Genomic DNA, 26,926 nt, shown 5'->3' with positions numbered 1-26,926 from the left:
CATCCGCATGTTCATGCGGCAATTGGGTCTGTACAGATCACAGGAAGGAATCCCATGAGAAAGAACCTTGTCGCCGCAGGCACATCCCTGCTAATGAGCGCCACTGCCGTGCAGGCCCAGGGCATCCAGATTACCCCCGCGGGCACCCTCCCCACCACCTTGGGCGCGGCGCAGAACTTCAACGGCCACGTGGCGGTGGACATCAAGTCGGCGGGCGACAGCGGCAAGCACGGCAGCGTGGGCATGGTCGATTTCGCGCCCGGCGCGCGCACCGCATGGCACAGCCACCCGGTCGGCCAGTTGCTCATCGTCACCGACGGCAAGGGCTGGGTGCAGGAAGACGGCCAACCCAGGCGCGAGATCAAGACGGGCGACGTGGTCTGGATCGAGGCCGGCGTCAAGCACTGGCACGGCGCGGCGCAAACCAACGGCATGCGCCACCTGGCCATCGCCTACGTGCAGGGCGGCAAGAGCGCGGACTGGAAGGAACTGGTGAGCGATGAGCAATACAACGCACGCTAAGCGCGGTGCCACCGCGATCGCCCTGGCTCTTGGCGTGGCCGTGACCGGCTGCGCCTCACAGAGCATCGCGGAGCCGCCACCCATGGCGCACGCCCAGGCCCCTTCGGAAACGCTTTCGGCCAAGCAGCAGGCCATTCCGCTGATCGCCTCCTTCATGGCCGCCAGCGACATGCCCAGGCTGGGCGCCGCCCTGAACCAGGGGCTGGACGCGGGCCTCACGGTCAGCGAGGCGCGCGAAGCACTGGTGCAGCTCTATGCCTACGTTGGCTTCCCGAAAAGCCTCAACGCGCTGGGCGAGCTTTTGAAAGTGGTGGCGGCGCGCAAGCAGCGCGGCATCCAGGACGCGCCGGGGCGCGAGCCCAGCCGCACCATTCCCACCGGCGACGAGTTGCTCGCAGTGGGCAAGGCCAACCAGACGACTATTTCCGGTGCGCCGGTCAAGAACGCCGTGACGGACTTCGCCCCGGTCATCAACCAGTTCCTGCAGGCGCATCTGTTCGGCGACATCTTCGAGCGTGACAATCTCGACTGGCAAAGCCGCGAGCTGGCCACGGTCGGGGCGCTGGCTGCGGTGCCGGGCGTGGAGGCGCAATTGCGCTCGCACATGCGCGCCAGCCTGCGCGTGGGCCTCACGGCCGCGCAACTGAGCCAGTTGACCCGGGTATTGGCCGAACGCGGCGATGCAGGTGCTGCCAGGCGTGCCGGCGATGCGCTGGCGCAGGCGCTGGCTGCTGCCTCCGGAGGCCGGCCATGACCCCCGCAGGAACGCTGCCGGCTCTCGTCATGACTGCTCTACTTTCCGCCTGCGCCACCAGCCCCGGTGGCCCTGGCCATGCAAACGGCCCCCCCATGATTCAGGAGCAGGTCGGTTTCGCCGCCGGCGGCGCCATGACCACCGCGCCGGGCACGTTCGATGCGCGCAAGCCCATGGCACCGGACGGACAGACCTACCGAGGCGACCATGCCTAGGCCTTCATCTCGGCCGAGCTGGACTGACGCAATTCACCCCAAGGAGTATTTACATGAAGCGCACCGTACTGAAAGCCACCCTCATGGCCGCCATCGTTGGCGCCGCTGGTGGCGAGGCCCTGGCGGACGACTACCGGAAGAACCCGTTCACCTTGACCTACCAAGGCGCCATCACCAAAAACGAGCCGGGCAAGGTCCATATCCACCCGGTCAAGTACAAGCTGGGCGGCCTGGACATTGCCGCTAACGTCTACACCCCCGCGAACTACGACCCGAAAAAGACCTATCCCGCCATCGTCGTAGCGCATCCGAACGGCGGAGTGAAGGAACAGGTCGCGGGCCTGTACGCCCAGCGCCTGGCCGAACAGGGCTACATCACGATCGCGATGGACGCGGCGTACCAGGGCGGAAGCGGCGGCGAACCGCGCAACACGGACAAGCCCGCTTACCGCACCGAGGACATCCACGGCGCGGCGGACTTCATCACCCGCTACGCGGGTGTCGATGCCGAGCGCCTGGGCCTGCTGGGCGTCTGCGGGGGCGGCGGATACTCGCTGGCGGCAGCGAAAACCGATAAGCGTTTCAGATCGGTTGCGACGCTGAGCATGTTCAACTCGGGACGCGTTCGCCGCAATGGCTTCGCGGACTCGCAACTGGCCACCATCCAGCAGCGCCTGCAGCAGGCGTCGGCGGCCCGCGCGCAGGAAGCGGCAGGCGGTAAAGTCCTCTATATCGGAGGCGGCGCCGCAGCGACAGATGCGCAAATCGCCGCGATGCCGTTCGAGATGTACCGCGAGGGAACCGCCTACTACGAACGCACCCATGGCCATCCCAACTCCGGCGCCTACCCCGGCTCCGGCGGCGCCTACACGGTGAGCAGCTTGCTCGACCTGATGCGCTGGGATGCCACCGACCAGATCGCCCTGATCAGCCAGCCGTTGCTGATGATCGCGGGCAGCAAGGCCGACAGCCTGTACATGACCGAAGATGCTTTCGCCAAGGCCACCGGCACGCAGGACAAGGAACTGTTCAAGATCGACGGCGCCACGCACATCGAGACCTACTGGGTTCCCAAGTACGTGGATGCCGCGCTGGGCAAGCTGACGGCGTTCTATATGAAGACGCTGTGATACACGAGCGTCAATAGCACCATGCCACTCAGCCGTCGCCGACTGAGTGTGCTCCTGCCCAGCTTCGAGAACCCGCGACGCACCAACTCAGTTGCCGCTTAAGCAACGCCAATCGTTGCTCGTCGGCGTGCGGCAACCTCACCAGTGAAGCCAGGCGTTCCATCCTGGAATCGCGAATGCCGCTGGCTTGCAAGCTGTCATAAGTTCGGAAAAGGTATTCGGCAAAGCTTCCAAGTCCACCAGATGCTGTCGCCCGTCGACAATGAAGGCGATTGCCCAGCCGAAGGATTCCCCGTTGCGGTTCTTCAGCTCGACCCATCGCGGCACATACGCGCCGCACACCATTTCTGTCCGCCAAAAACAGATGCAGTTCTCTGCAGCAGACCGCGCCCTCGCGGCCGGGCATAGCTCACCGAGCTGGCTCCACCCGGCAGTCAGAGGTTGTCGTAGTGATGCAAACTGCAATCGAGCAGCTCTGGATCAATCTCGCGTTCGAGCAAATCGAACATCCCGTCGACAAAATCGATCAGCTCGTCGGACGCCTTGATCGCCTCCTCGACGTGACAGTTCGCCACCGCATCCAGCAACGCAAGGTGGACTTGGATGGTCTTTGACAATCCCACCTTCGGATCGACCTTTGTGTGATACAGCCAGCCGATGCGGCGAAAGATGGTGTGCAAGGGTTGCAGCGCCTTTTCGACGAATGGTTCACCCGCTGCCGCCAGGAAGAGTCGATCGAGCCTCCGGTCAATCAAGTTGAACTGATCGATCGTCATCGTTGCCTGGCCCTCGCGCAAATGGCGTTTCAGATGGAGCATCTGGTTACGATGAGAGGAGCTCGACTTCTCTGCAGCCAGCCTGATGACGAATCGCTCCATGTCGCGCCGTAGGCGCAGCAGCACGCGCTCACGGGCAAGGTCGATCGGTGAGACCTGTAGCCCACGGCGAGGATGGATGCGAAGGAGGGTGTCTTCGGCTAAGCGGATCACCGCCAGGTGGACAGGCGTGCGTCCCAGCTGGACCGCATCTTGAAGCTCCTGCATCGATAGGTAGCGGCCGGGCTGCAATTCGCAAGTCACCAGGCGATCTTCGATCGCTTCATACGCACGCTCGGAGAGATTCCGCGGATTGCGTCCACGCGCCGAGTCGTCTATCTGGGCGGGCTCCTCCGACTTCGCTGCGACAACTTGAATCAATTTGGGACGTTTTTGTGCAGTGCGGGGCACGGTGGATTCCAAGGTCAGGGTTGTATGCACTGATATTTTAGGATCAATTCCCTTCGAGCTGGTAGGAAAAGGATGACAAGCGTGCTGGCTGCTCCGAGATCCAGCATCCTGGGGTAAGGCCTCGCTCTCAAGGGATCTGTTTGGTTGAGTACGGGTAAACACCTGAGGAATTTGGTGAAATATCACGACATACTACGCGTCATGCATGCCTCTCATGGCGTGCTGCAGTGGCCGGAGCGCCAGGACGAGCGTAAGGCTTCTGAATCGCAAGCGCGCCTGGAAGCGCGCTGCTTCCCGACAAGGAGACAACCATGCAAAGCCGCAGTAAGCCGTCACGCCGTCGCTCTTTTTTCTTAGCCGCAGTGTCAGTTGTCGCTGCATTCAGTGTCGGCCATTCAAATGTGGTTCTGGCCCAATCCAGGGCGACTCTGACGTTTGCTGCCGTCACGTTCAGCGAGGCTGGCCGGGGCGACCGGCTCAAGGCCTGGGTGGAAAAGTTCAACAAGAGTCAGGGCGCGGTCGAAGTGCAGCCGATCGCCATTCCTTTTGGGACCTTTGCCAAGACGGTCTTCACGCAGATGGGTGGTGGGGCGGGGCCGGATCTCGTGCGCATGGACGTGATCGACTACTACGCGGCAGTGCAGAGCAAGCGCGTCTTGCCTCTGGACGACCTGCTGAAGGGCGGGGACTACAAGTTCTCGGCGGCCGACAAGTACATGGCCATCAGCGGCAAGCGCTACGGCGTGCCTTTCGAGATCAGCAACTACGTGCTGCTGTACAACCCGGCGCTGCTAAAGGGTGGCAAGCCGCCAGCGAACTTCGATGAGTTTCTCGCCAGCGCCAAGGCGGCCACCGGTAACGGCGTCTATGGTTTTGCCTATCGCGCCACCATGGCCGAAGGCACAGGCTTCTGGCAAGACTTGTGCAGTTTCGTCTACGGCTTCGGCGGCCGCTGGAGCGACGCGCAGGGCAAGCTGAGCTTGAACGATCCGAAGGTCATCGAAGGCGTGGCCGCTTACAAGAAGGTCTATGACGCAAGCGTGATCCCCAAGGGGGCAGACGCCGCCACCTATCGCCGCATGTTCTGGGAGCGGAAGGTGGCGATGGAGGTCGACAACGGCGGCGTCGCCGGCATCTTCAATCAGCAAGCGCCGGAATTGCCGTTCGCGGCCGTGCCCGCGCCCTTTCCGACGCGTGCGCAGGGCATGGTCTTGACGGCGCTCACGATCAACGCCAATACCAGGAACAAGAGCGCCGCCGAGGCATTCGTCAAATGGACCCTCCGGCCGGAGAACCAGAAAGAGCTCCAGGAACTCCTCGGGGCCAGCAATGTGGCGACCGTGGTCGAGCGCAGCCCGCAGGATCTGGCGAAGAAGCCATGGTTGACGGTGTACGACGACCAGTCCCAGTACGGCGTGCCGCACGTCGTAGCGGGTCTGGAGGTCAAGACGCCGGAGATCCAGCAGATCGTCCTGGAGCAGGTGCTCAAGGTCCTGCAGGGTGGCACGGATCCGAAGAAGGCGATGGACGATGCGCAGCGCCTGGCGATGTCGCGCGTGCTGCGTAAGTAAGCGTCCAGGAGATTTGCCCATGCATGCCTCTACATCGCAGGCGGCCGCCGTGGCGCCGCCGAGGACGGCGCGCGACTGGACGCCGTACTGGTTCGCGGCTCCGGTTGCCATCTATTTGCTTCTCTTCCAGGGCTATCCCCTGGTGCAGGAGCTGTACCTGAGCTTCACCTCGACCGCATTGCTGTCGCCCGACCAGCATACCTATGTCGGACTGCAGAACTACATCGATCTCGTGACGCAAGACGAGTTTCGGCAGGTTTTCCTGATCACCGCCGTCTATACGGTGATATGCGTGGTTGCCGCGATCGGCCTTGGTCTCGGCGCGGCGCTTCTGCTCGATGCACCCTTCCGTGGCCGTGGCCTGGCGCGTGCACTGGTCACGATCCCATGGGCCGCGCCGCCGGTGGCCGTCGCGCTGATCTTCATCTGGATCTACAACGGGCAGTACGGGGTGTTCAACCACCTGCTGGGTGCGCTCGGATGGCAGGTCGGCATGGAGAGCTGGCTCGACAGTCCGGCGCTTGCCCTGCCCGCCGTCCTGCTGACCACCGTCTGGCAGATTTTCCCGTTCGCCTCAGTCGTGATCCTGGCCGCGCTGCAAGGCGTCTCGTCGGAGCTGCGCGAAGCGGCCACGATCGATGGGGCGGACCGGCTCAGCATCTTTCGCGCCGTCGTATGGCCGACCATCCAGCCGTCGGTGGCGTTGCTCTCTCTGTTTCTGACGATCTGGTCCCTGCGCCGCTTCGACCTCATCTGGCTGATGACCCAGGGGGGACCGATCGGTTCGACCAACACCATGGTGATCGAGCTGTATCGCCGTGCGTTCGTCTACCGCGACCTGGGGCAAGGTGCCGCAGTGGGCATGGTGGGGCTGTCGATCGCGCTGGTCATCACGGTGGTCTATTTTCGCTATACGCAACGTGCCGAGCGGGCAAGGGGGCAACGATGAGCCGAACCGTTACCTGGAACCACGCTCTGCGCATCGTCCTGGTGCTGGCACTGCTTGGCGTCGCCGCCTTCCCGTTGTACTGGATGCTAGTGACGTCGCTGACGCCGTCGTCAGGCCTGTTCGCGGCGTCGCCCAGGCTGCTTCCTGACTTGTCGCAGTGGGCGGTCTATGGTCACGCCTTCAGTGCCACGGCGGTTGCCACCTGGCTGAAGAACAGCGCCATCGTTGCCTTCGGCACGGCCGCCCTGAGCATCGGTCTTGCGATCCTGCCCGCATACGTGCTGTCGCGCTACCGCATGCGGGCGGTGGCGGTGCTGGGCGTCGCGCTCTTCGTCACGCAGATGCTGCCCGAGGCGATGCTGGTCGTGCCGCTGTACGCGATCTTTGGCCAACTATCACTGCTCAACAGTCTCACCGGGCTGATCCTGGCCAATACGGCGTTCACGGTGCCGGTGATCACCCTCATCCTGAAGGGTGCGATCGACGGCGTGCCGATCGACATCGAGGAAGCAGCCGGCATTGACGGATGCTCGCGGCTGGGGATCGTGCTGACCGTGGTGCTGCCGCTCGTGGCGCCGAGCCTGGCTGCCGCCGCCGTGATCGCGTTCTTCCATGGCTGGAACGAGTATGTGTTCGCCCAGACGCTGATCAGCGATCAGGGGCTTCAAACCGCGTCCGTTGGCCTGGCCGGCTTCGTGGGCGAGCTCAGCACACCGATGCACACCGTGATGGCCATCGGGCTGATGTACACCTTGCCCGCCGTTGTCTTCTACCTCTTCGTGCAGCGCTACGTCGTCTCCGGCATGACCGCGGGCAGCGTCAAGGGCTGATTTATTTCGGAAACCCCACTATGGCATCGATTTCCCTCAAGGGCGTGACCAAGATCTTTGGCGGCAAGACCGCCGCCAACCGGATCACGTTCGACGTCGCTGACCGCGAGTTCCTCGTCCTGCTCGGCCCCTCCGGTTGCGGCAAGTCCACGCTGCTGCGCATGCTGGCCGGCCTGGAGCAGGTGACAAGCGGCGAGATCCACGTCGGCGCGCGTCGCGTCGACACGCTGCCGCCGAGCGCGCGCGACATGGCATTCGTGTTCCAGTCCTACGCGCTGTACCCGCATATGACGGTGCGTCGCAACATCACCTTCCCGCTCATCATGCGGCAGCACCGCTGGTGGTTCCACCTGCCGGTGATTGGCGCAATTGCCAAGCGGCGCATCGAGCAGGCACCGGCCGTTCGCGAGCTGGCGGAGCGCACTGCGAAAACGCTGGCGCTCACCCAGATGCTGGACCAGTACCCGCGCACGCTGTCGGGCGGCCAGCGCCAGCGCGTGGCGCTGGGTCGCGCAATGGTGCGCCAGCCGGACGTCTTTCTGATGGACGAGCCGCTGTCCAACCTCGATGCCAAGCTGCGTACCTCGATGCGCGCCGAGATCATCAAGCTGCACCGCGAGGTTGGCGGCACGTTCGTCTACGTCACCCACGATCAGATCGAAGCGATGACCATGGGTACCCGCATCGCGCTGATGCGCGACGGCGTGGTGCAGCAGTTCGGCACGCCCCGCGAGATCTACGCCGACCCGGCCAACACCTTCGTGGCCCGCTTCATCGGCACGCCGCCTATGAACCTGCTCGAAGCGGGCATCGAGCCCCAGCGAGGTCTCGTCGTCGGCGAGGCCGTCCTGCCATTGCCACCGCATCTGGCGGCAGCGGGCCAGGCGTCCACGCGCCAGGTGCTCCTTGGCATCCGGGCCCACGCGCTCGGCATTGGCGGCAGCGGCGGGCTGGCGGGGCAGGTGGCGCTGGTCGAGCACGTCGGGGCCGAGTCCATCGTGAGCGTCAGGCTTGCCCACGCCAACACGGCCCACCGGGACGACGGCGAAGGCAGCGCTGAAGTCATGGTCGTGGTGCAAGGCTACAGCGACCTGCGCGCGGGCCAGCCGGTGCGCCTGTCCCTCGACCTGAGCGAGGCCGTCCTGTTCGACCGAGATGGGCAGCGCATCGCCGTCCCGGCGCTCTCGCGGGTGGCCTGAGCCGCCATGACCACCCCGAACCGAGTGACACCATGAAGACAATCAAGATCGCCTTTCACGGCGAAAATGCCGCCAACTTCCGCAAGGGCTTCGACACGATGGTCGATCGCCGGCACCGGATCGTCGACCTCAGCGACACCCTGATGGGTCCGGGGGAGCGCGAGCACTATGAAACCGCCGACGTCATTGTTGGCATCAAGCTGAACGAGACCTTGCCCTCCCCAAGGCAAGTGAGGCTGTTCCATGCGCCGGCCGCGGGCACCGACGCGATCGACACGGCGTTGCTGCCGTCCGGTGCTGTCCTGTGCAACTGCTTCGGGCACGAGCATGCGATCGCCGAGTACGTGATGGCGGCGCTGCTGCAGCGCCATGTTCCCTTCGCCCAAGCCGATGCGGACCTGCGGCGCCAGCGGTGGACCTACTGGGCCGGCCGTCCCACCGCGCTGCGCACCGAGCTGGGCGACCAGACCATCGGCCTGCTCGGCTTCGGCCACATCGCCCAGGCCATCCTGCCACGCGTCAAGGCATTCGGCATGCGAGTCACGGTGGCCAATCGAAGCCCGGTCACCGATGCGCGGGTCGATCAGTGCTTCGGGCTGGACCAGCTGCCGGCCTTCATGGCATCGGCCGATGCCATCGTGGTCTCGTTGCCCCTGACGGCGCAGACGACAGGCATCGTCAGTGGCGAGGCGTTTGCTGCCATGCGGCCCGATGCCGTCATCATGAACGTCGGCCGTGGTGCGGTGATGGATGAACGGGCGCTTTTCGACGCCCTGGCGAGCCACCGCATCGGCGGCGCCATCATCGACACCTGGTACCGCTATCCGACGCCGGACCGGCCCGAGTGTGCGCCGTCCCATTTCGACTTCGCGTCGTTGCCGAATGTCGTGATGACCCCGCACATGTCGGGATGGACCGCCGGCACCGTGCGGCGCCGGCAGGAAACCATTTCCGACAACATTCGCCGCTGGCTCGGCGGCCAAAACCTCGTCAACGTGCTGTGGCCCGTGTCGAACTGACCCGGTGCCCCAGGCTTCAACGCATTCCAAGGAGTCGATGAAATGACCGAACGCTATCTTGCCCTGGTGCTGCACGCCCCCAAGGACCTGCGACTGGACAAACGGGAGGTGGGAGATCTCGGGCCCGGCCAGGTACTGGTGCGGGTCGGGATGGGCGGCATCTGCGGCTCCGACCTGCATTACTTTCACCAGGGCGGCTTTGGCGCCATTCGTATCCAGGAGCCGATGGCCCTGGGACATGAAGTGGCGGGCACCGTCGCCGCCGTGGCGCCGGATGTAACCGCGGTGCAGGTGGGCGAGCGCGTCGCGGTCAACCCGAGCCTGCCTTGCGGCCACTGCCGCTACTGCCTGGAGGGGCTGCCCAACCAGTGCCTGGACATGCGCTATTTCGGCAGCGCCATGCGCACGCCCCACATCCAGGGCGCGTTCCGCAACTTGCTGGTGTGCGGCGCCATGCAGTGCGTCAAGGTCGCTCCCGGGATCCCGATGTCAACCGCGTCGCTCGCCGAACCCTTCTCCGTCGGGTTGCATGCCGTCTCGCGTGCGGGTTCGCTGCTCGGCAAGCGCGTGCTGGTGTCGGGTTGCGGTCCCATCGGCGCGATGGTGGTCGCGGCCGCACGACTGCATGGCGCAGCCGAGATCATTGCGACCGATGTCGTTGATGAGCCGCTCGTGGTAGTCAAGGCCATGGGGGCCGACAGGACGATCAACGTGGCTACGGATCCCGGCTGGGTGCAGCGCTATGCAGCCGACAAGGGGCAGATCGACGTCATGATCGAATGCTCCGGGAACGAGCGCGCGCTGCGCAGCGGATTGGAGACGATGCGCCCGCGCGGTGTGGTGGTGCAACTCGGCCTGGGCGGTGACGTGAGCGTGCCGCAGAACCTGATTGTGGCCAAGGAATTGGCGATTACCGGCTCCTTCCGCTTCCATGCGGAGTTCGCCCTGGCCATGCAGCTCATCAACGACAAGCGGGTCGATCTGACGCCGGTCGTCACGTGCGCATTCCCCATGGATCGCGCCGTCGAGGCCTTCGAATTTGCCAGCGACCGCAAGCAGGCGATGAAGGTGCTGATCGACTTCGGTGCCGAGGCCTGAGATGGAGCGCGCCCCGGATATTGTTGATCGATACATGCGCCGATACCAAGGCATCGAAGCCAGCCCGAGGTCATGTGAGATGACGGCTCTCCCTTCAGAATAAATATCGACTCCTGCCGCCCATCACTCGCGATGAACGAGGCGCGCTCCCGCCTGCACCAGGCAGGGAGTCGGGGCGGGTTGGTTCCCTGGATAGTTCGCAAGTTCCCCTGCCGGGCCGGCGCGGGGAGGGGGGCGCACGTCCTCGAGACGGGCTTGTTTGGTTTTGCCGGCACCAGCAATGCATAAAAACACGACAGGAGAACTCTATGAAACAGAAACTGCTCTCGCTGCTCGCCCTGGGCGGTGCCAGTCTACCGGCGTTTGCACAGTCGGGGGTCACGCTATTTGGCCTGGTCGACACCAGCATCCGTTACAGCACGAATGAGAATGCGGCCGGCAACGGCAAGCTGCAGATGAGCGATGGTGCGCAGACGGGCAGCCGATGGGGGCTGCTCGGCAAGGAGGAGCTTGGCAACAACTACCAGGCGATCTTCGTGCTCGAATCCGGCTTTGCCCCCGACACAGGTCAGAGTCAGCAAGGCAATCGGCTCTTCGGACGCCGGGCATTCCTCGGTCTGCAAGGCGACTTCGGTACCGTTTCGCTGGGACGGCAATACACGGTAATTCACGAGGTCATGGGCAACTACAACGCGTTGGGGCTGCCCAATCTGGCGACGCTCGGGTACCAGGGGGGCAACTATACGGGCGGCGCTCGCCAGGACAATATGCTGAAGTACTCGGCCATCTTTGGCGGATTCAGCGTTGCCGCTCAGCACGCCTTCGGGGAGGTGGCCGGGAGCATTGCCCGATCCTCGTCGACAGGCGCCAGCCTCAGCTACGCGTCCGGCCCGTTCATGATCGGCGGCGGCTACCAGGTCATGCGAGACACGGCCAGCTTCTTCGGTGTTTCGGTGCCGAACAGCAACCAGAAGGTCTGGAGCCTGGGTGGCACCTATAGCGCAGGCCCCGCGAAATTCTTCCTGGGCTATACGGACAGCAACGTCGGCACCGCCGACTACCGCAGTCATTCCTTCTCTGCCGGTGCGACCTATGCTTTTGGCGGGGCATGGACGCTGACCGGCCTGGCCATCTACGACCGTCTGAAGCACAACGGGGATTCCGGCAATCGCATCACCGGCGGAGCCATCCTTGCCTATGCATTCAGCAAGCGCACGGATGTCTATCTGGAGAGCGACTATACGGGCATGTCGGGCGCCTGGCGCACGCTGGCCAGCCAGCCCAACTTTGTCACCCCGTTCTACGGCCATGGCAGCCGGCTCGGCGTGATGGCGGGGCTGCGCCACAAGTTCTGACGCCGCTCTCCCAACAATACACTGATGCCACGTTCCAGCGCGGATCGGATCAGGCCGAGCGGATCTCTCAGTCTTCGGTCTAGCCGATCTCGCTGGCATGCGAAGGCCAATCATTTCCATACACGGAGCACACGATGTCAACATTATTCGATCTGACCGGCCGTACCGCACTGGTGACCGGATCCGGCCGCGGCCTGGGTTTTGCTTATGCGCAAGGGCTGGCCGATGCCGGGGCCGCCGTGGTGATCAACGACCGGAGCGCCGAGCAGGCGAACGAGGCCGTGGCAAAGCTGCAGGCAATGGGCCACAACGCCCGCTGCTCGGCGTTCGATGTGACCGACGAGGCGGCCGTGGCCGCTGCCTTTGCCGCGCTGGATCGGGATGGCGTGGAAGTCGACATCCTCATCAACAACGCCGGCATCCAGTACCGCATGCCGATGGTCGAACTGGAACTGAAGGACTGGCAGCGCGTGATCGATACAAACCTGACCAGTGCATTCATCGTCGGCAAGGAAGCCGCCAGGCGCATGATTGCGCGTGGCCGCGGCGGCAAGATCATCAATATCGGTTCGCTGACCAGCGAAGCGGCACGCGCCACCGTGGCGCCGTACACCGCGGCCAAAGGCGGGATCAAGATGCTCTCGCGCGCCATGGCTGCCGAGTGGGCGCAGTTCGACATCCAGGTCAACTCCATTGGCCCCGGCTACATCCTGACCGACATGAACACGGCGCTGATCGAGAACGCCGAGTTCGATGCCTGGGTAAAGAGCAGCAATCCGGCCAAGCGCTGGGGAAAGCCGGAGGAGTTGATCGGAACCGCGGTGTTCCTGTCGTCTGCCGCGTCGGATTACATCAACGGCCAGATCATCTACGTGGACGGCGGCTGGTTGTCGGTGCTCTGACGCCGCCTCGCCCGCCTCCGGCCGATGTTCTTTTCCCGATATCCCGTTCGAATCCGACTACAGGAGACAACCATGAATTGCCTGCGCCGCTTCCTGCCTGCCCTGGCTCTGGCCATATCCCTTGTGGCCCCCGGCCTGGGCCTCGCAGCCGACTACCCGCAACGCCCTGTCGAGATTGTGGTGCCCTCGACCGCCGGCGGTGGCACCGACGTGATGGCGCGCGTGTTTGCCGACACCGCGAAGAAGTACGCTTCCCAGCCCTTCGTCATCAGCAACAAGCCGGGCGCGGGCGGAGGCATCGGCATGACCGAGGTCCAGCGTGCCCAACCGGACGGCTACAAGATCGGCGTGCTGATTGCCGAACTGACCATCCTGCCGCATCTGGGCATGACCAAGGTCACGGCCGCCGACTTCGTTCCCATCGCTCGGCTCAACGGCGATCCCGGCCTGATCGCGGTACGCGCCGACTCGCCCTGGCGATCCATCGATGACCTTCTGGCCCAGGCGCGCAATCAGCCCGGCAGCGTGGCGATGGGCAATGCCGGCAGCGGCACCATCTGGCATCTGGCGGCCGCGGCAGTGGAGGAGAAGACGGGTACGCGCTTCAACCACGTGCCTTTCCAGGGTGCGGCACCCAGCGTGCTCGCACTGATTGGCGGCCATGTGGACGCGATCACCGTCAGCCCGGCCGAGATCGGCCAGCATGTCGCCGCCGGCAAAGTCCGCGTGCTGGTGTCCATGGCCGACCACCACTTGCCGCCGCCGTACGACAAGGTACCGACCTTCAAGGAAAAGGGCGTCGACCTGGTGATGGGCACCTGGCGCGGTCTGGGCGCTCCGCTGGGGACGCCGCCCGAGGCGGTGCACTACCTGCGTGAGGTGGCCCGGAAGACTGCCGAAGACCCGGCCTTCCGGGACGCCATGGCGCGCGCCAACCTGCAGCCCGCCTATCTTGACGGCGAATCTTTCCAGCGCTTCATGAACGAGGCCTCGGCCAACTTCAAGAGACTGCTGGCCAAGATGAACCTGCAGAAGTAACCCTCCGTTTCTCCAAGCCTATCCAAGCGCACTCCATGACTATTCTGATCACTGACGTCCGCACCATTCTGACCGCCCCCGAGGGCATCAACCTGATGGTGGTGCGCATCGACACCAACCAACCTGGCCTGTACGGGCTGGGCTGCGCCACCTTTTCCTATCGGCAACTGGCCGTGAAGTGCGTGGTCGAAGATTATCTCAAGCCTCTCCTGGTAGGACGCGACGCGAGTGCCATAGAGGAGATCTGGCAGCTCGTGCACCAGAATGCCTATTGGCGCAATGGCCCGATCGAGAACAACGCCATGTCCGGTGTGGATATGGCGCTGTGGGACATCAAGGGCAAGCTCGCCAACCTGCCGCTGTACCAACTGTTCGGCGGCAAGTGCCGCGAGGGTGTCCCCATCTATCGCCATGCGGATGGCAGGGATGTCGAGGAGCTGAGCGACAACATCCAACGCTATCGAGAGCAAGGTATTACCCACATCCGCTGCCAGAGCGGGGGCTATGGTGGCGGCGGTTTCGGGCCGGCGCCGGCCTCGGCGCCCCGGGGCGCACCGGACGGGATCTATCTGGACAGCCGCAAGTACATGCGCGAGACGCTCAAGATGTTCGACGAGCTGCGCAGCCGCCTGGGCTTCGACATTGAACTGTGCCATGACGTCCACGAGCGGTTGAAGCCGGTCGATGCCATCCGCTTCGCCCGCGAGCTCGAGCCCTATGCGCTGTTCTTCCTCGAGGACGCGATGCCGTTGGAGGAGGGGGAATGGTTGCGTCAACTGCGCGCCAAGACGACCACGCCGCTGGCGCAGGGTGAGCTCTTCAACCATCCCTTCGAATGGCGCTCGTTGATCGCGGAGCGGCTGATCGACTTCATTCGCGTCCATCTGAGCCAGGTCGGCGGCATTACCCCTGGCCGCAAGCTGCAGCTCTTCGCCGAGCAGTACGGCGTGCGTACCGCCTGGCACGGCCCTGGCGACATGTCGCCCTTGGCGCATGCGGCGAACATCCATATCGACCTGGCCGCACGCAACTTCGGCGTGCAGGAATGGTCGGGGACGGAGCCGCCGAACTTCGTCATTCAGGAGATCAAAGGACCGAAGGAGGCGCTGCTCGATGTGTTCCCGGGACTGCCGGAATTCCGCCAGGGCTACGTGTATGCGAACGACAAGCCGGGCCTGGGTGTCGATCTCGACGAGGTCGAGGCCGCCAGGTATCCCTGCGAACACAACGTCACGACATGGACGCAAACGCGGTTGGCGGATGGCACGTTGCAGACACCTTGATGCGGCCGCAATGAGACCGGAGCCTTACGAGTTCACTTTTCAGGTTCGGCTCGTAGAAGCTGGTGGCCGGCAACGGCAAGCTGCAGCCCATGGACGTGTACACACGGCGGAAGGCGACCGAACAGATCAGACAGGGGCGCGACCAGGCAATAGCGAGCCGCACCTTTGGGATCATCCAGCATCTGGTCTTCCTGAACTGTTCGCGCCGGCCAGCGTGACCCGTTCGCCATGCTCGACGCGATAGCAAGACGAGGTCGGACCGAACGTGTGAGAACCCGACGATTCTGTTGGTGAGTCATCCTGTTCCCAGGCTCAGTGACCAAGACCGCTCCTTGCGATCTGCTGCTCCACGAACTGGGCGAACAGTGCATGCAGACGCGTCGTCGGATGAAGCTCGTCGGCGAACATGTATGTCTGGTCGGCATTGGCCGTCACGTAGGTAGCCGGTGAGCACAGCAAGGCCGTGTCCTTGGGCGTCTTCACAGGGTCGCAGGCGACGCCGGTGTTTGACACGACGAAGCCATTGGCCTGAAAGTTCGCGATGATCTGGTTCTCCCATGTAAAAGAATCGATCTGGATGACCTTGCCTTGCAGGCCATCGGCCTGCAAGGCAGCGTTCAAGCTATCGTTGAACATTTGCGATAGTTGCGTCAGGTTTGCCCCGCCGTCGGGCGAGGCGAAGCCTTTGGGCGATAGTCCGATATTTGGAACATTGACCACCACGACATGCGTGGCGCCGTTCTGGACGATCTGTGCGACAACTTGAGCCAGGGTGGTTGCCGCTGTCTGCACGGTCTGTGCCGCGGCCGGCAGCGCCCCGGCGCGAAGCACGTCGTTCGAGCCAGCAAAGACCAGCACCAGTTGATTGGAGTTGAAGCTCCCGTGAGCGGCCAAATGGCTCGAAACCTGCTGGTTGACGGGCATTTCGACGTTGCCGATCACGTCCGCAAGAAAATCGTACAGGTTTGCCGGCGTTGCCACCGTGGCGCCGCCCTCCGCATAGCCGAGGCCGCCTTGCGCACTCAACGCATGAGTGACATCGATCGTAAACGCAGCGGTGAGCGTATCACCGTAGTATTGCGCAACATCCTGAGTCCACACCTGCCCCGGATTGGTCGTGAAACGCCCCCCGCCGACTGCGCTAGCGATCGGCGCAAAAGTCCCAACGTCCGACAGACTGTCGCCGAACGAGACGACTTGCAGGTGAATGCCGCCCGATGGGGCGGCCGCGCCACCCGAGCCGCCTCCACCCCCACCGCATGCGGTAAGCAGTGAAATCACCATGGCAAAAATTGCAACACGTACCTTGTCATTGCTTCCTTGCATAGCGCCTCCACCGTTGGTCGGCCGGGCAGATGCCCGCATGCGGCGAGCTTATCGCCAGCCTGCATATCGCCTTGCAACTCTGGGACCGGACTCAGGACACTCGCCAATTTTCATTGTAGTTGCGCTGATCCGCCTAGCTTAGGGCGCGGCAGCGTAGCAGATGCCGAACTGCGCTCGCATCTGGCCCAGTTGGTGGCCGCCAAGCGCACTCAGCGCACACCGAGCCGGTCGTCTGCGATCAGGCAGCGGCTGATCGACGCCATCAGGCCCGTGCGCGCCTTACTGGTGGCCGTCGCCAAGCTGCCCTGGCAAGCCACCGGCGAACACACCCGGGAATTGAAGCTCCGGGCAAGCTGTGCCACCTGTATGCGAATGCCGTTCGAGGTTTACCCGATGATGTGACCGCCCCTCGCCCAGGGCCAGCCTGGCTCGATGCGATCAGCGGTGCCGATCGCGAGCGCGCCTTCCGGGCACCTTCGATCCACCTTGAAGTCCAGCGCTCAGGAGACCGCGCCAAAGCGGGGCGGCGGCCGACAAGACATTTGAACGCAAATGAATTGTATGGAACAATTCGCTGACCATGCCGCCGCCGACCGCTGCGGACAAGGCAGCATGGCCCTGGGCGCAGCATATCGATGCCGACGATGCATATGCCGATGTCCCGAGTCCGCGCATTCTTGTGCCAATCGAAATACTGCCGCGAGGGCCGATCGATGAACCTGCCGGTGTTCGACTACGCTAACGCCGCCGATGTCCGTCAATTGTTCGGGGCGCCTGCGCTCCAGTCGAGCGAGCACAGCAGATGGGATGGGCTGTCCTTCGAGTTGCGCAGCGGCGAGGCTGCCTTCTCGACGGTCGAGCATGTTGTCGAGAACCACTACTTCATGGTCAAGCTCGATCCCGGCACGCGCGCCGAGCGCCGCCTGGATGGCAGGTGGTACCCGGAAACGCAGCGGCACGGGTTCACCGCCTTCGTCCCGCATGGCTGCCCACACGAGACCCGCTATCCTCACAAGCTCGGCAGCCTGTACATGATCACCGTCGGCCGCTCGGTCGTCGACTCAGTCTGCGCGGAACTGGGCATGCCCGGCTTCCAGGGCGTGCCGGCGCCGGCGCTGTGCGCCGACAGCCTGTTGCTGGCGACGGGACACCAGATTGCCCAGGAACTGGCGCGGGGCAACCCTTGCGGCCAGCTCTTCGCCGACATCACCGCCCAGTCGCTTGCGCTCTATCTCGTCTCCCGGCAGCTGCCCGCATCGCGCCCGCGCCTGCCGGTCGAGACCCTGGCGGCGCATCGCCTGCGCAGGGTCGACGAGTATATCGAGGCGAACATCGACGCCCAGATTACGCTGCAAGACCTGGCCGAAGTGGCGGGACTCAGCGTGTTCCACTTCAGCCGGGCCTTCAAGGCCGCGGCTCAACGCACGCCCTATCAGCACGTCCTGGCGAAAAAAATCGCGCGGGCCGAGCACCTGCTGGCGTTCTCAGAACTGCCGCTGGTGGAGATCGCGCTGGCAGTGGGCTTCGTCTGTCAATACACGTTTACAAGGCAATTCCGCAAGTCCACCGGCATCACCCCGGCCGCCTTCCGGCGCGGCGGAAAAATCATTCGCAAGATTTGAGTCTTTCAGCAAGATATGACATCTGCCTGATCCGGCGTCTCATCTAGACTGCTTCTGCATTCTATTCGCTCCATACACCAGCTTAGGAGACAGGAGGTGGCAATGACAGGCACAGCAGAGACGATCAAGGTCCGTGCAGCGCGGCACTCGGTGCAATCGGCCGAGGCCTTCCACCAGATGCCCAACGAGTACCAGGCGCTTGCCACGCATCTGATGCTGGTCCACACTGAAGGAGAGTTGACCGGCGCCGATGACTACACGCGCATCTTCTACCCGCTTGCGCCGACGGCGCTCGAGAAGTTCGTCTGCTGCGAGCGGGCCGCCGAGGAGATGAACCACTACATGCTCGGCGCCGCCGTGCTGCAGGAACTGGGCATCGACACCAGCCATATGCTCGGGCAGGACATGATGGAGCGCCCGCTCTACCCGAACGAGCTGGTGCGCGGGGTCGAGACCTGGATGGAACGCGGCATCTTCTCCTTCCTTGGGGAGGCGGTGGTGCTCGACCACCTGCTGGAGTTCGCCGAGTCCAGCTACCAGCCGTTCGCCAAGATATTCATCGACCAGATCATCAAGGACGAGCACATCCACGTCGCGCACGGCTATCGCATCGTCAAGCAGGCTTGCGAAGCGCCGGCGGGCCGCGCCGCGGCGCAGGAGGCCTTGAACCGCTTCTGGCCCATCGTGCTCGATCTCTGCGGCAAGACCGATTCGGTGCGCACTCCCCTCTACGTGGAGTGGGGGCTGCGCCAGACCACCAATGCGGAACTGCGCGACCGCTTCATCCGCAAGACCCGGCCCCGCCTGCAGTCGCTCGGCTTGGCCGTGCCGGACGACCTGGTCAACCGGAGATATCTGTGATGCCGGCGGATCCCGCGGACAAGAGCGGCGCGGCGGCGCGCACGGCCCGGCTGGAGCGCAAGCAATGGCTGGCGCAACGCCTGGAGACGCTGCTGGAAGGTGACCCCGCGCTGGAAAACCGGTTCAAGGCCGTCAGGGCCTTCGGCAGCGGCGTCAGGATCTCGGAATACCACCTCACCAATGCCTGCAATATCCGCTGCGACGGCTGCTGGTTCTTCGCCTTCGGCCATGACAAGGCCTCGACGGAAGCCAAGAGCCTCGCCGCGTGGGAAGACTTCATCGATGCGCAGCGGCAAAAGCGCGTCAATGCCGCCTTGCTGATCGGAGGCGAGCCGACGCTCTTCCTCGATCGCATCGAGGCCTTCGTGAAGCGGATGCGGTACGTCACCATCTCGACCAACGGATACAAGGCGCTGCCTAACGACGAGCGCTTTCGCAACGTGGGCATGCTGGTTTCCGTGTTCGGCGGCGGACCGCTGGATGACGAGCTGCGCGCCATCAAGCCCGGCGGCAGGCGCTTCACGGGCCTGTTCGACCAGGCCTTGCGCAATTATCGCTACGACCCGCGGCCCACCTTCGTGTTCGCTGTCACCGAACGCAGCGTTCCCTATGTGCGGGAGACCGTGCGGCGCATCCACGAGAACGGAAACCGCGTGACCATCAACTTCTACAGCGAATACAACACCAGCCACCCCTTGCGGGCCGCTAACCAGCGCCGGCTGCTGGATGAAGTGATGGAAGTGAAGCAGCGCTATCAGGACACCATCCTGAGCCATCCCGAGCATATCGCCGGCGTGCTGACCGGAAAGGCGTGGTGCGGCGAATTCTCGGGCCAGACCTGTCCGAGCGTGAGCAGCGACCACGCTGCGAACAGCGAGCGGGTCCGCAACGGGAACGCGGTGCTCCCCTTCTTCAATACCTACAAGCCGGACCTCGAAACGCTGGAGGTCTGCTGTACCTCGGGGCACTGCGACGGCTGTCGCGACAGCCAGGCGGTCTATAGCTGGCAGGTGGTCTCGCTGGAAAAGAGCCTGCAATCGAAGGAGAATTTGCAAACATGGATCGAAGTGGCAGAGAGCTACTGGAGCCAGTTCATCTGGACCCCGTTCCACTGGAGCAAGAAGGACGGCGCGAGGCTGCAGCGGCCAACGCAAGCAGCTGCCGCGGCGGCGCCACGGCACAGCGCGGTAGCGGCCTAGGCGAAGCCCCGGACCACGACGGCGGCGAGGAGCGCCCGCCGCCCGGCCCCGCCATCCGCTTCCCGGCGGTACCGGCAGAAAGGGAAAAGTGGCAGCGGACCTTCAATGAAGGCGCCATCATCCAGCACCTCGGTGCAACGGTCTGCCTGCGCGATGCCTACCGGGCGCGGCTCTCCGTGGCCAGGCCCGCGCTGTTCCATCAAGGCGGGCTCGGCACCGGCGCCATCAACGGCGCGACGATCGCCGCGCTGATGGACTGCGCGATGTCCATCGTCGGCATCGTCCACTTCAAGGGCCGGAAGTGCGGAACGGTAGACCTCTCGGTCCACTTCCTGGCGCCGCTGCGATTCGGCGCCTTCTCGGTCGACTGCCATGCGACGCGCAGGACGCGGGGCATGGTATACGCGGAGGCCGGCATCCTCGACGCACGGGGGCGCCTGGTGGCAAGAGGGATCGGGATCGTCAGCCGGGCCGACGAAAGCGACAGGGAACGCGAGCGGGGCGGGCGCGAGGACGGCATCTGGCACAGCCCAGACGGCCTGCTCAGGTAGGGGAGAACAACGATGCTGGTTTCAGACTACATTCTCGATGAGGTTGCCGTGCAATTCGGAAACACTGTCATTGCCCCAGGGCATACATTTCACCGCGATCTGTTGGTGACGCGCGAAGACATTGCCAAGTTCGCCGGACTCTGCGAAGACTTCAATCCTCTGCACCACGATGAGGACTATGCCAGGACGACGCGGTTCGGCTCGATCATTGCAGCCGGCCCGCACATCATGAGCCTGTTCACCTCGATGGTGGCGACGCACTTTTCAGAGATCACGCCGATGGTCGGCGTCGACTTCTCCTTCTCCTTCCTGTCTGCCATCCGCGCTGGGGACACGCTGCGCATGCACTGGACCGTATCGGCCCTGACACCGAGCGAGAAGATGAAAGGCACCCTGGCGCATCTCGAGGGCGAAGTCCGCCACGGCAAGGGCGTTGCCATCAAGGGGATGGGGCTGGTCCTGTTGATGGACAAGCTCTGAGCGCCGCCGGCGCAGGAGTCCGCTCCGGCCGGGGCGAAGCGCACGAAAGGCACGGACCGGTGGTGGACGCACACCGCCCATCTACCGCTCGCCACCGCCGGTGGGCGACGGCAAAGAGCCGCAACCTGGCGCGGTCTCGGTTTCGACCGCCATGGTTGACCACGGTCCGGTACCCGACGCAAAGGCGGCGACAGCGGTATCAAGGGCTTCGAGGCTCTCCTTGGCGTTGGTGACAGGGAAGCTGCCAGCCTCCACGGCGCTCGGCTTGCCTTGATCGTCGCGTACATGGACCAGTGACAGAACGGTGCGGCAGGCTTTGCCTGGCCAGACTGACGGCATCCGCGTAGCTCCCCATATCAGGAAGTCCGAGCGTGGATCGTGCGCGTAGGAATTCGTGTCAAAGATATCGACGACCGAAAGCTTGCCGATAGTCAGCGTGACGTTGTCCGTTTCCCTGTGACCGGCGAGGGGCCTTCGCCCTTGCTCTGACTCCAAATATTGGGAGGTCTCAACAGCGATTGAACCAGCTAGAATCGGGCTTCCCCATTCCACGGGGGCCTGAATCTGCACGTCTCTATCGATGTTGCCGCATGCAGCGATCTTTCCAAACCAGCCAGACGATGGCGAAGACTCCCACCGAGCGAGCAGGTTGGTTCGGGTGACCAGATCGGCGCTTGCCTATGCCATCGGCTCGCATCGGTAGTCCGGGCCGGACGGCCCTTTCGCTCCAATACAGCGATGGCGTTGGTATGCGTGCGTTTGGCGGTCCCAAACCGGCTGAAGCCTGCCCGAGCGGATCCTGTTCCGTGGCCAGCGTTGCTGCACACCAGCCTAAAGGAAAACGATATGGAAACACGAACTGCCTATCTCATTCTGACCGTACTTGGGGCCGCGCTACCCCTTTACTTCTTCATGCCCTTCCTGCTTGAGAACGGCCTGGATGTTCGCCTGTTCCTGGCGGAACTCTTCGCCAATGCCATTGGCAGGTTCTTCGCGATGGATGTACTGGTATCCGGGATCGTCACAATCGTCTTTACGCTGTCAGAGTCGCGTCGCCTGGCAATCAGAAGTGGTCCGCTGTGCCTGCTGGGGCTGCTCGTCGGTGTGTCGGTGGCACTACCATTGTTCCTCTTCGTTCGCCATCTGCATGTCGCAAGCCGGAGGTCCGCAGCGGCCCAGCGGACTGCCGATGCGGCGTCCTACAGGAACGATGGATAAGTGGTGGCGGGTTTTACACGACGCTCGTCTTCACAAGGTTGCGCCCGCTGGCCTTCGCCGCATAACACGCACTGTCCGCTGTCTGTATCCAGGCATCCCACGCCCCGCCCTTCCGGTCGCTCCAGGCCACACCAATGCTCGCGGTAACGCCAATGCGCACGCCGTCGATCGCAACGGACATTGCTTCGATTCGATGGCGAAGCCGTTCAGCGACCGCTCTGGCATCTTGCTCGCCGACGTTTGGAAGAAAGAGCACGAACTCCTCGCCGCCGTATCGCGCAAGGACGTCCCCCTCCCGCAGCCCATCTCGGACAGCTCTAGCAACCGACGCCAGCACGTGGTCCCCCACGGGATGTCCAAATCTGTCGTTGATCTGCTTGAAGTGGTCCACATCCAGGATCGCGAGAGCGCTGTTTGCGAGCGGCGCTGCGGGAAGGCGCCCGAGGAACCATCGGCGGTTGCCGATGCCGGTCAGCGCATCGGTATCCGCCGCAAGCTGAAGACCCGCCTCGCGCCGCTCCCTGACGAGCGTCACAACCAGCAGCGCAATCCAGAAGTTGAAGAAAATCTGAAGAAAAAAAGCAGTCGCAAAGTCAAGTTCCGATGGAATATCAAGAACGATGCAAACGAGGCGCACAGCATAGATCAGCGCACTCGCCAGGAGACACGCAGCCAACGGGCGACGCGCAGGCAGTAGCTCTCTATGTCGGTCCAGCCATATCTCGACTGCCGAAGCCGCCAGGGATATCACCGCGGTCAAGTGAAAGACGCTCGCCCGCTGAGCATTGACAAGGGGGAAATCCGACTCTATGCCAATGACGAACCATCCCACGGGCACCAGTATGAGAATCCAGTAAAGGCTCCGGCGGCGACCACTTAAGCGCCGCATGCCGTCCCAGAGCAGCGGATAGGCGACCATCCCCAAAAGAAGGCTCAAATGCGTCCACAGCCAAGACGGTAAGGCGGCTCGCTCCCCAAACGCAGCCAGCGCTGCACCGATTGCCAAAGCAATAAACGCAACGGCGAGACGACCTAAACCCATGGGCCGGGACGAACGCCTGCGGCTATGCAAGATCGCTGCGGCGCCTGCAATCAACGAGGTACTGTGCAGAAGAATAATGGTGCCTAGATCGAAAGTCAGGTACATACAGCCACTTCGGTTCCCAATATACGAATTATCGAAGAAGCATATTCCAAAAAGATGACTGGCGCGATTAAGATTGGCCCCAGCCCAAATCTCGCATGCCCGGTGGCTCGCAGCCAATCCGGTTAGCGATGCCTACCTCGGCATCGAAGATGATCTCATCCGCCGGTGATCGAGACCTGGTTGCAACAAAAACTCCGGCCAGCGTCCGTGGGCGTAAACTCTCGCGTCGTCGATGCGACACTGATACTCATCCTTGGTCGTCAACTCCTGGACGCAGGAGGCAACGACAGGGAGATGGTTCGGGTCGGCGAGGGGATGCCAGTGCGCACACCCAACGACGTCAACAGTGGGCGCAACGGCAACGAGGCGACCTTCCCTAACCAGGTTGTGCCCGCAACAACGTACTTGAAATGGATTGATCGTTTAAAATGGCCGGCATTGTCACTCAGTCAGCCGTCGGTCTCTTTTCATCCTCAGCGCGCTTGACGAAGTCCTTGCGATGGTTGTGCAAGCGAGGCACTTGAGTACCTCGACAAGCAAGCGCAGCGCCGTGCAGCCGCTTGGTCATGAAACGGCTGGCCACCCGACCGTTTCCTTGCACGGCAATGTCCTTCTGGCAAGGTGATGGTTGCCATCGGAACGCGCACCGATTGACCAATCTGTGCCTCACACATCAAAGGAAACCTGCCCTGTCGCTGCAACCATCCGTTCGACGTGATCTACTGATCCTGTGGCTTGCCATTGCCGCGGTCGCTCTCGTGCTGGGGTGGCTGCTGCTGATACTCAGCCGCCAAGGCGCCGGCCCCCAGATTGCGCATGCGCGCCAACTCGCCTCGACCAGCTGCCAAGCGCTGCAAGCGGGTGCGGCACGCGTTCGCCAGCAACTCCCGTCCGCGGACGATCGGCACCAATCCATGGCACCCGCAGCCGCACAGGCGGTGCTCGATCTGGTGCTGCGCGACCAGCCGGGCATGGAGGGCGGCTTCTGGCGCGCGGACGCGGGCGTGGTGGCCTACGCTTTCCCGACCTACGATGGCACCGGAATCAAGCGCGATGTACCGAGTGCCGAGTTGGAACGCATTGCCTCCACGGCCCAGCGCGCGCAGGATTCCGCAGGCCTCGTGACCGACGTCCGGCCGGGGTTGCGCGGAGCCGTGGCTTTCGCCGCTTGCCCCGTGCAGACCGATGACCGGCGCCTGATCGCCTGGACCCTGTTGCGCGTACCGCTGTTGGCCGCGGAAACGGTCAACACCTTGATCCTCGCGGTGAGTCTGCTGCTGGCGCTGGTCGTGGTCTCCGGCGCATGGCTGGGCTGGATGATTTCACGCTGGCAGCGCCAGTCGGTCCATCTGCGAGAGCAATTGGCCCAGTCCGAACGCCTGGCCACGCTGGGGCGCGTTTCCGCCGGGCTCGCGCACGAGATCCGCAACCCTTTGGGGACGATGCGCATGAAGGTGGAGAACGCGATGGTTGCGCCGGCGGACCTGCGCGAAGCCCGTGTGGCTGGCGCACTGGAAGCCGTGCTGTCGCAAACGGCGCGCCTGGAAACGCTGGTGTCGAGCCTGCTGGCGTTGACGCAACCATTCCGCGCCGAGCGCCAAGCAGTCGACCTGCTGGGATGGCTGGAGGAGCGGCGCAATGCCCACGCCGAAGCCGCGCAAAAAAATGGCGTACGAATCACACTGGCGGTTGAGCCGGAACTGGCCGCCAGCGCGAGGGGGGTTGCGCTGTTCGACCCGGCGCAGATGGCGCGGGTCTTTGACAACCTGCTGCTCAATGCAATGGCGCACACGGGAGAGAGCGGGCAGATCGAGCTTGGTGCGCGCCGCATGCGCCGCGGTGCACTGCTGCTGTGGGTGGCGGATGATGGTTCCGGCATTCCGGCCGACTTGCGCGATACGCTGTTCGAGCCTTTCGCCACCACCCGCGCTGGAGGCACCGGCCTGGGACTGGCGCTGGTGCGCGAGATCGTGCAGGGCCATGGTGGGCGGGCCTATCTCGCCGAGTCGGCCAAGGGAACGCGCATAGAGATGGAGCTGCCATGGCCCGCATCCTGATCGTCGACGATGACGCCGCGTTCCGCGGCAGCCTTGCAGAAATGCTGCAGGACCTGGGCCACGCGGTGCTGCAGGCCGAAGCCACCGATGCGGGCCTGCACAGGCTGCGCACCGAGGACGTGGATGCCGCCATCGTCGACCTGCGGCTGCCGGGAGAGGATGGCCTGGCGTTCCTGCGCCGTGCGGCGCGCATCTCGCAGGTGCCCTGCATCATGCTCACCGCCTATGCGAGCGGCGGCAACACCATCGAGGCGATGCGCCTGGGCGCGTTCGACCATCTGACCAAGCCCGTGGCCAGGGCCGCCCTGGTCGAAACGCTCGAGCGGGCCTTGCGGCGAGAAGCCGATACCCCGGATCGGGATCAGGCGGCCGGAGCGCCGCCTGCCGCAAGAGAGCCCGTGGATGGCACCGAACTGGTCAGCAGCAGCGAGGCCATGCGCCAGGTCTTCAAGCGCATCGGTCTGGCAGCGGGCAGCGATGCCACGGTGTTGGTGCTCGGCGAAACGGGCACGGGCAAGGAGTTGGTCGCGCGTGCCCTGCATCGCAACAGCGGCAGAGCCGCCGGGCCCTTCGTCGCGGTGAACTGCGCCGCGATTCCGGCCGAACTGATGGAGAGCGAGCTGTTCGGTCACGTCAAAGGCGCGTTCACCGGTGCCGTCAGCGAGCGCATCGGGCGCTTTCGCGAGGCCGATGGCGGCACCCTGTTCCTCGATGAGATAGGCGACATGCCGCTGTCCACGCAGGCGAAGATCCTGCGGGTGCTGCAGGAACGCGAGATCACCCCCGTCGGCGCCAACCGCGTCCAGCCCGTGGACGTGCGCATTGTCGCGGCCACGCACCGGGACCTGCCCGCCGCGGTCAAGGAGGGGCGCTTCCGGGAAGACCTGTGGTACCGCCTGCAGGTGGTGCCGCTGTGGCTGCCGCCGCTGCGTGAGCGCCTGGGCGACGTGCTGCTGCTGGCCGAACATTTTCTGCGCCTGCTGGGCGGTGACTCGCCCAAGCGGCTGAGCGCGGCGGCGGCCCGGCTGCTGCTGGCCCACCCCTGGCCCGGCAACGTGCGCGAACTGCGCAATGCCATGGAACGCGCGGCCATCCTCAGCCACGGAACCGTCATCGATGTCGAACACATCGGGTTGCAGACGCCAGCTGCGCCTGCCCCGGGTCTGGACATTGACTGGGACGGCCCTATGGAGCTGGCCGTCGCCCGCGTGGAACGCGAAATGATCGTGCGCGCTCTGGCAGCGACGGCCGGCAACCGCGCGGAGGCGGCAAGGCGCCTGGGGCTGTCTCGCCAGCAGCTCTACCGCAAGCTGGCCGAGTTCGACTTGGACTGAAGCTGACGCACGGAAGCCGGTGTCCGATTCCGTGACACCC

At 64.0% G+C, this 26,926-nt stretch carries 26 protein-coding genes; 22 read left to right on the top strand and 4 right to left on the bottom strand.

Annotated features, from left to right (window positions below):
* The first annotated feature begins 54 nt into the window (after nt 1-54).
* The 4 genes from AC3FOF_RS29745 (at nt 55) to AC3FOF_RS29730 (ending at nt 2,621) form a co-directional block, all read left to right on the top strand.
* A complete protein-coding gene (locus tag AC3FOF_RS29745; RefSeq protein ID WP_488728637.1) occupies nt 55-522 on the top strand; it encodes a (R)-mandelonitrile lyase in 468 nt (155 codons plus the stop codon).
* On the top strand, nt 500-1,276 hold the full coding sequence (locus tag AC3FOF_RS29740; RefSeq protein WP_488728636.1) for a carboxymuconolactone decarboxylase family protein: 777 nt from the start codon (nt 500-502) through the stop codon (nt 1,274-1,276). Before AC3FOF_RS29745 ends, AC3FOF_RS29740 begins: the two co-directional genes overlap by 23 nt.
* Nucleotides 1,273-1,491: a hypothetical protein gene (locus AC3FOF_RS29735; RefSeq protein WP_488728635.1), complete on the top strand. Its 219-nt coding sequence runs from the start codon at nt 1,273-1,275 to the stop codon at nt 1,489-1,491. The genes AC3FOF_RS29740 and AC3FOF_RS29735 overlap by 4 nt, the downstream gene beginning before the upstream one ends.
* Nucleotides 1,492-1,574: 83 nt before the next feature.
* Nucleotides 1,575-2,621 carry an alpha/beta hydrolase gene (locus AC3FOF_RS29730; RefSeq protein ID WP_488728668.1) on the top strand — a complete coding sequence of 349 codons (1,047 nt, stop codon included), beginning with the start codon at nt 1,575-1,577 and terminating at the stop codon, nt 2,619-2,621.
* 434 nt (nt 2,622-3,055) lie between these two features.
* Here the strand turns inward: AC3FOF_RS29730 and AC3FOF_RS29725 are convergent, their stop codons facing one another.
* A complete protein-coding gene (locus tag AC3FOF_RS29725; RefSeq protein WP_488728634.1) occupies nt 3,056-3,847 on the bottom strand; it encodes a GntR family transcriptional regulator in 792 nt (263 codons plus the stop codon).
* A gap of 401 nt (nt 3,848-4,248) precedes the next feature.
* Between AC3FOF_RS29725 and AC3FOF_RS29720 the strand changes: the two genes are divergently transcribed.
* The 10 genes from AC3FOF_RS29720 (at nt 4,249) to AC3FOF_RS29675 (ending at nt 15,091) form a co-directional block, all read left to right on the top strand.
* Entirely contained in the window at nt 4,249-5,418 is a 1,170-nt protein-coding gene (locus tag AC3FOF_RS29720) for an ABC transporter substrate-binding protein (protein ID WP_488728633.1), read from the top strand.
* 19 nt (nt 5,419-5,437) lie between these two features.
* Complete coding sequence (locus tag AC3FOF_RS29715; RefSeq protein ID WP_488728632.1) at nt 5,438-6,367, top strand: carbohydrate ABC transporter permease; 930 nt, start codon at nt 5,438-5,440, stop codon at nt 6,365-6,367.
* Entirely contained in the window at nt 6,364-7,197 is an 834-nt protein-coding gene (locus AC3FOF_RS29710) for a carbohydrate ABC transporter permease (protein WP_488728631.1), read from the top strand. The genes AC3FOF_RS29715 and AC3FOF_RS29710 overlap by 4 nt, the downstream gene beginning before the upstream one ends.
* Before the next feature lie 20 nt (nt 7,198-7,217).
* On the top strand, nt 7,218-8,396 hold the full coding sequence (locus tag AC3FOF_RS29705) for an ABC transporter ATP-binding protein (RefSeq protein WP_488728630.1): 1,179 nt from the start codon (nt 7,218-7,220) through the stop codon (nt 8,394-8,396).
* 32 nt (nt 8,397-8,428) lie between these two features.
* Entirely contained in the window at nt 8,429-9,415 is a 987-nt protein-coding gene (locus AC3FOF_RS29700) for a 2-hydroxyacid dehydrogenase (protein ID WP_488728629.1), read from the top strand.
* A 42-nt stretch (nt 9,416-9,457) separates the two neighbouring features.
* Nucleotides 9,458-10,513 carry an L-idonate 5-dehydrogenase gene (locus AC3FOF_RS29695; protein WP_488728628.1) on the top strand — a complete coding sequence of 352 codons (1,056 nt, stop codon included), beginning with the start codon at nt 9,458-9,460 and terminating at the stop codon, nt 10,511-10,513.
* Nucleotides 10,514-10,821: 308 nt separating this feature from the next.
* Nucleotides 10,822-11,868: a porin gene (locus AC3FOF_RS29690; RefSeq protein WP_488728627.1), complete on the top strand. Its 1,047-nt coding sequence runs from the start codon at nt 10,822-10,824 to the stop codon at nt 11,866-11,868.
* A 134-nt stretch (nt 11,869-12,002) separates the two neighbouring features.
* Nucleotides 12,003-12,770, top strand: a complete 768-nt coding sequence (locus AC3FOF_RS29685; RefSeq protein ID WP_488728626.1) for an SDR family oxidoreductase — start codon at nt 12,003-12,005, stop codon at nt 12,768-12,770.
* Between the two features lie 72 nt (nt 12,771-12,842).
* Nucleotides 12,843-13,808 carry a tripartite tricarboxylate transporter substrate binding protein gene (locus tag AC3FOF_RS29680; protein WP_488728625.1) on the top strand — a complete coding sequence of 322 codons (966 nt, stop codon included), beginning with the start codon at nt 12,843-12,845 and terminating at the stop codon, nt 13,806-13,808.
* A gap of 35 nt (nt 13,809-13,843) precedes the next feature.
* Nucleotides 13,844-15,091 (top strand): enolase C-terminal domain-like protein, encoded by a 1,248-nt coding sequence (locus AC3FOF_RS29675; protein WP_488728624.1) that lies wholly within the window; start codon nt 13,844-13,846, stop codon nt 15,089-15,091.
* Between the two features lie 312 nt (nt 15,092-15,403).
* Here the strand turns inward: AC3FOF_RS29675 and AC3FOF_RS29670 are convergent, their stop codons facing one another.
* Entirely contained in the window at nt 15,404-16,417 is a 1,014-nt protein-coding gene (locus AC3FOF_RS29670) for an SGNH/GDSL hydrolase family protein (protein WP_488728623.1), read from the bottom strand.
* Nucleotides 16,418-17,130: 713 nt separating this feature from the next.
* On the opposite strand from AC3FOF_RS29670, the gene AC3FOF_RS29665 reads away from it, so the two are divergent.
* The 5 genes from AC3FOF_RS29665 to AC3FOF_RS29645 all read left to right on the top strand — a co-directional run bounded on the left by AC3FOF_RS29665 (nt 17,131) and on the right by AC3FOF_RS29645 (nt 21,130).
* Nucleotides 17,131-18,039 (top strand): helix-turn-helix domain-containing protein, encoded by a 909-nt coding sequence (locus tag AC3FOF_RS29665; RefSeq protein ID WP_017230139.1) that lies wholly within the window; start codon nt 17,131-17,133, stop codon nt 18,037-18,039.
* A gap of 102 nt (nt 18,040-18,141) precedes the next feature.
* Complete coding sequence (locus tag AC3FOF_RS29660) at nt 18,142-18,900, top strand: Phenylacetic acid catabolic protein (RefSeq protein ID WP_017230138.1); 759 nt, start codon at nt 18,142-18,144, stop codon at nt 18,898-18,900.
* Complete coding sequence (locus tag AC3FOF_RS29655) at nt 18,900-20,099, top strand: 4Fe-4S cluster-binding domain-containing protein (protein WP_488728622.1); 1,200 nt, start codon at nt 18,900-18,902, stop codon at nt 20,097-20,099. Before AC3FOF_RS29660 ends, AC3FOF_RS29655 begins: the two co-directional genes overlap by 1 nt.
* A gap of 176 nt (nt 20,100-20,275) precedes the next feature.
* Nucleotides 20,276-20,650: a PaaI family thioesterase gene (locus tag AC3FOF_RS29650; RefSeq protein WP_017230135.1), complete on the top strand. Its 375-nt coding sequence runs from the start codon at nt 20,276-20,278 to the stop codon at nt 20,648-20,650.
* Nucleotides 20,651-20,662: 12 nt separating this feature from the next.
* On the top strand, nt 20,663-21,130 hold the full coding sequence (locus AC3FOF_RS29645; RefSeq protein WP_017230134.1) for a MaoC family dehydratase: 468 nt from the start codon (nt 20,663-20,665) through the stop codon (nt 21,128-21,130).
* 81 nt (nt 21,131-21,211) lie between these two features.
* On the opposite strand, the gene AC3FOF_RS29640 is transcribed toward AC3FOF_RS29645, so the two are convergent.
* On the bottom strand, nt 21,212-21,700 hold the full coding sequence (locus AC3FOF_RS29640) for a hypothetical protein (RefSeq protein WP_488728671.1): 489 nt from the start codon (nt 21,698-21,700) through the stop codon (nt 21,212-21,214).
* Between the two features lie 276 nt (nt 21,701-21,976).
* Between AC3FOF_RS29640 and AC3FOF_RS29635 the strand changes: the two genes are divergently transcribed.
* Complete coding sequence (locus tag AC3FOF_RS29635; protein ID WP_017230133.1) at nt 21,977-22,348, top strand: DUF2834 domain-containing protein; 372 nt, start codon at nt 21,977-21,979, stop codon at nt 22,346-22,348.
* 13 nt (nt 22,349-22,361) lie between these two features.
* On the opposite strand, the gene AC3FOF_RS29630 is transcribed toward AC3FOF_RS29635, so the two are convergent.
* Nucleotides 22,362-23,495 carry a GGDEF domain-containing protein gene (locus tag AC3FOF_RS29630; protein WP_488728621.1) on the bottom strand — a complete coding sequence of 378 codons (1,134 nt, stop codon included), beginning with the start codon at nt 23,493-23,495 and terminating at the stop codon, nt 22,362-22,364.
* 914 nt (nt 23,496-24,409) lie between these two features.
* Between AC3FOF_RS29630 and AC3FOF_RS29625 the strand changes: the two genes are divergently transcribed.
* Together AC3FOF_RS29625 and AC3FOF_RS29620 are read left to right on the top strand one after the other, a co-directional pair.
* On the top strand, nt 24,410-25,552 hold the full coding sequence (locus AC3FOF_RS29625) for a sensor histidine kinase (RefSeq protein ID WP_276266187.1): 1,143 nt from the start codon (nt 24,410-24,412) through the stop codon (nt 25,550-25,552).
* A complete protein-coding gene (locus tag AC3FOF_RS29620; protein WP_017230130.1) occupies nt 25,537-26,886 on the top strand; it encodes a sigma-54-dependent transcriptional regulator in 1,350 nt (449 codons plus the stop codon). The genes AC3FOF_RS29625 and AC3FOF_RS29620 overlap by 16 nt, the downstream gene beginning before the upstream one ends.
* Nucleotides 26,887-26,926 lie beyond the last annotated feature (40 nt).

This window comes from Cupriavidus sp. 96C5-1 (assembly GCF_057798855.1).
The sequence above is the reverse complement of the archived record's forward strand: the minus strand, read 5'-3'. Positions and strand labels throughout refer to the sequence as shown.

Bases quoted from the DNA above. Each gene is read 5' to 3' on its own strand.
- AC3FOF_RS29645 (WP_017230134.1), top strand. From the start codon at position 20,663: ATGCTGGTTTCAGACTACATTCTCGATGAGGTTGCCGTGCAATTCGGA.
- AC3FOF_RS29710 (WP_488728631.1), top strand. From the start codon at position 6,364: ATGAGCCGAACCGTTACCTGGAACCACGCTCTGCGCATCGTCCTGGTG.
- AC3FOF_RS29625 (WP_276266187.1), top strand. From the start codon at position 24,410: ATGGCACCCGCAGCCGCACAGGCGGTGCTCGATCTGGTGCTGCGCGAC.
- AC3FOF_RS29735 (WP_488728635.1), top strand. From the start codon at position 1,273: ATGACCCCCGCAGGAACGCTGCCGGCTCTCGTCATGACTGCTCTACTT.
- AC3FOF_RS29630 (WP_488728621.1), bottom strand. From the start codon at position 23,495: ATGTACCTGACTTTCGATCTAGGCACCATTATTCTTCTGCACAGTACC.
- AC3FOF_RS29695 (WP_488728628.1), top strand. From the start codon at position 9,458: ATGACCGAACGCTATCTTGCCCTGGTGCTGCACGCCCCCAAGGACCTG.
- AC3FOF_RS29685 (WP_488728626.1), top strand. From the start codon at position 12,003: ATGTCAACATTATTCGATCTGACCGGCCGTACCGCACTGGTGACCGGA.
- AC3FOF_RS29620 (WP_017230130.1), top strand. From the start codon at position 25,537: ATGGCCCGCATCCTGATCGTCGACGATGACGCCGCGTTCCGCGGCAGC.
- AC3FOF_RS29745 (WP_488728637.1), top strand. From the start codon at position 55: ATGAGAAAGAACCTTGTCGCCGCAGGCACATCCCTGCTAATGAGCGCC.
- AC3FOF_RS29670 (WP_488728623.1), bottom strand. From the start codon at position 16,417: ATGCAAGGAAGCAATGACAAGGTACGTGTTGCAATTTTTGCCATGGTG.
- AC3FOF_RS29715 (WP_488728632.1), top strand. From the start codon at position 5,438: ATGCATGCCTCTACATCGCAGGCGGCCGCCGTGGCGCCGCCGAGGACG.
- AC3FOF_RS29705 (WP_488728630.1), top strand. From the start codon at position 7,218: ATGGCATCGATTTCCCTCAAGGGCGTGACCAAGATCTTTGGCGGCAAG.
- AC3FOF_RS29700 (WP_488728629.1), top strand. From the start codon at position 8,429: ATGAAGACAATCAAGATCGCCTTTCACGGCGAAAATGCCGCCAACTTC.
- AC3FOF_RS29730 (WP_488728668.1), top strand. From the start codon at position 1,575: ATGGCCGCCATCGTTGGCGCCGCTGGTGGCGAGGCCCTGGCGGACGAC.
- AC3FOF_RS29655 (WP_488728622.1), top strand. From the start codon at position 18,900: ATGCCGGCGGATCCCGCGGACAAGAGCGGCGCGGCGGCGCGCACGGCC.
- AC3FOF_RS29660 (WP_017230138.1), top strand. From the start codon at position 18,142: ATGACAGGCACAGCAGAGACGATCAAGGTCCGTGCAGCGCGGCACTCG.
- AC3FOF_RS29675 (WP_488728624.1), top strand. From the start codon at position 13,844: ATGACTATTCTGATCACTGACGTCCGCACCATTCTGACCGCCCCCGAG.
- AC3FOF_RS29680 (WP_488728625.1), top strand. From the start codon at position 12,843: ATGAATTGCCTGCGCCGCTTCCTGCCTGCCCTGGCTCTGGCCATATCC.
- AC3FOF_RS29635 (WP_017230133.1), top strand. From the start codon at position 21,977: ATGGAAACACGAACTGCCTATCTCATTCTGACCGTACTTGGGGCCGCG.
- AC3FOF_RS29665 (WP_017230139.1), top strand. From the start codon at position 17,131: ATGAACCTGCCGGTGTTCGACTACGCTAACGCCGCCGATGTCCGTCAA.
- AC3FOF_RS29690 (WP_488728627.1), top strand. From the start codon at position 10,822: ATGAAACAGAAACTGCTCTCGCTGCTCGCCCTGGGCGGTGCCAGTCTA.
- AC3FOF_RS29740 (WP_488728636.1), top strand. From the start codon at position 500: ATGAGCAATACAACGCACGCTAAGCGCGGTGCCACCGCGATCGCCCTG.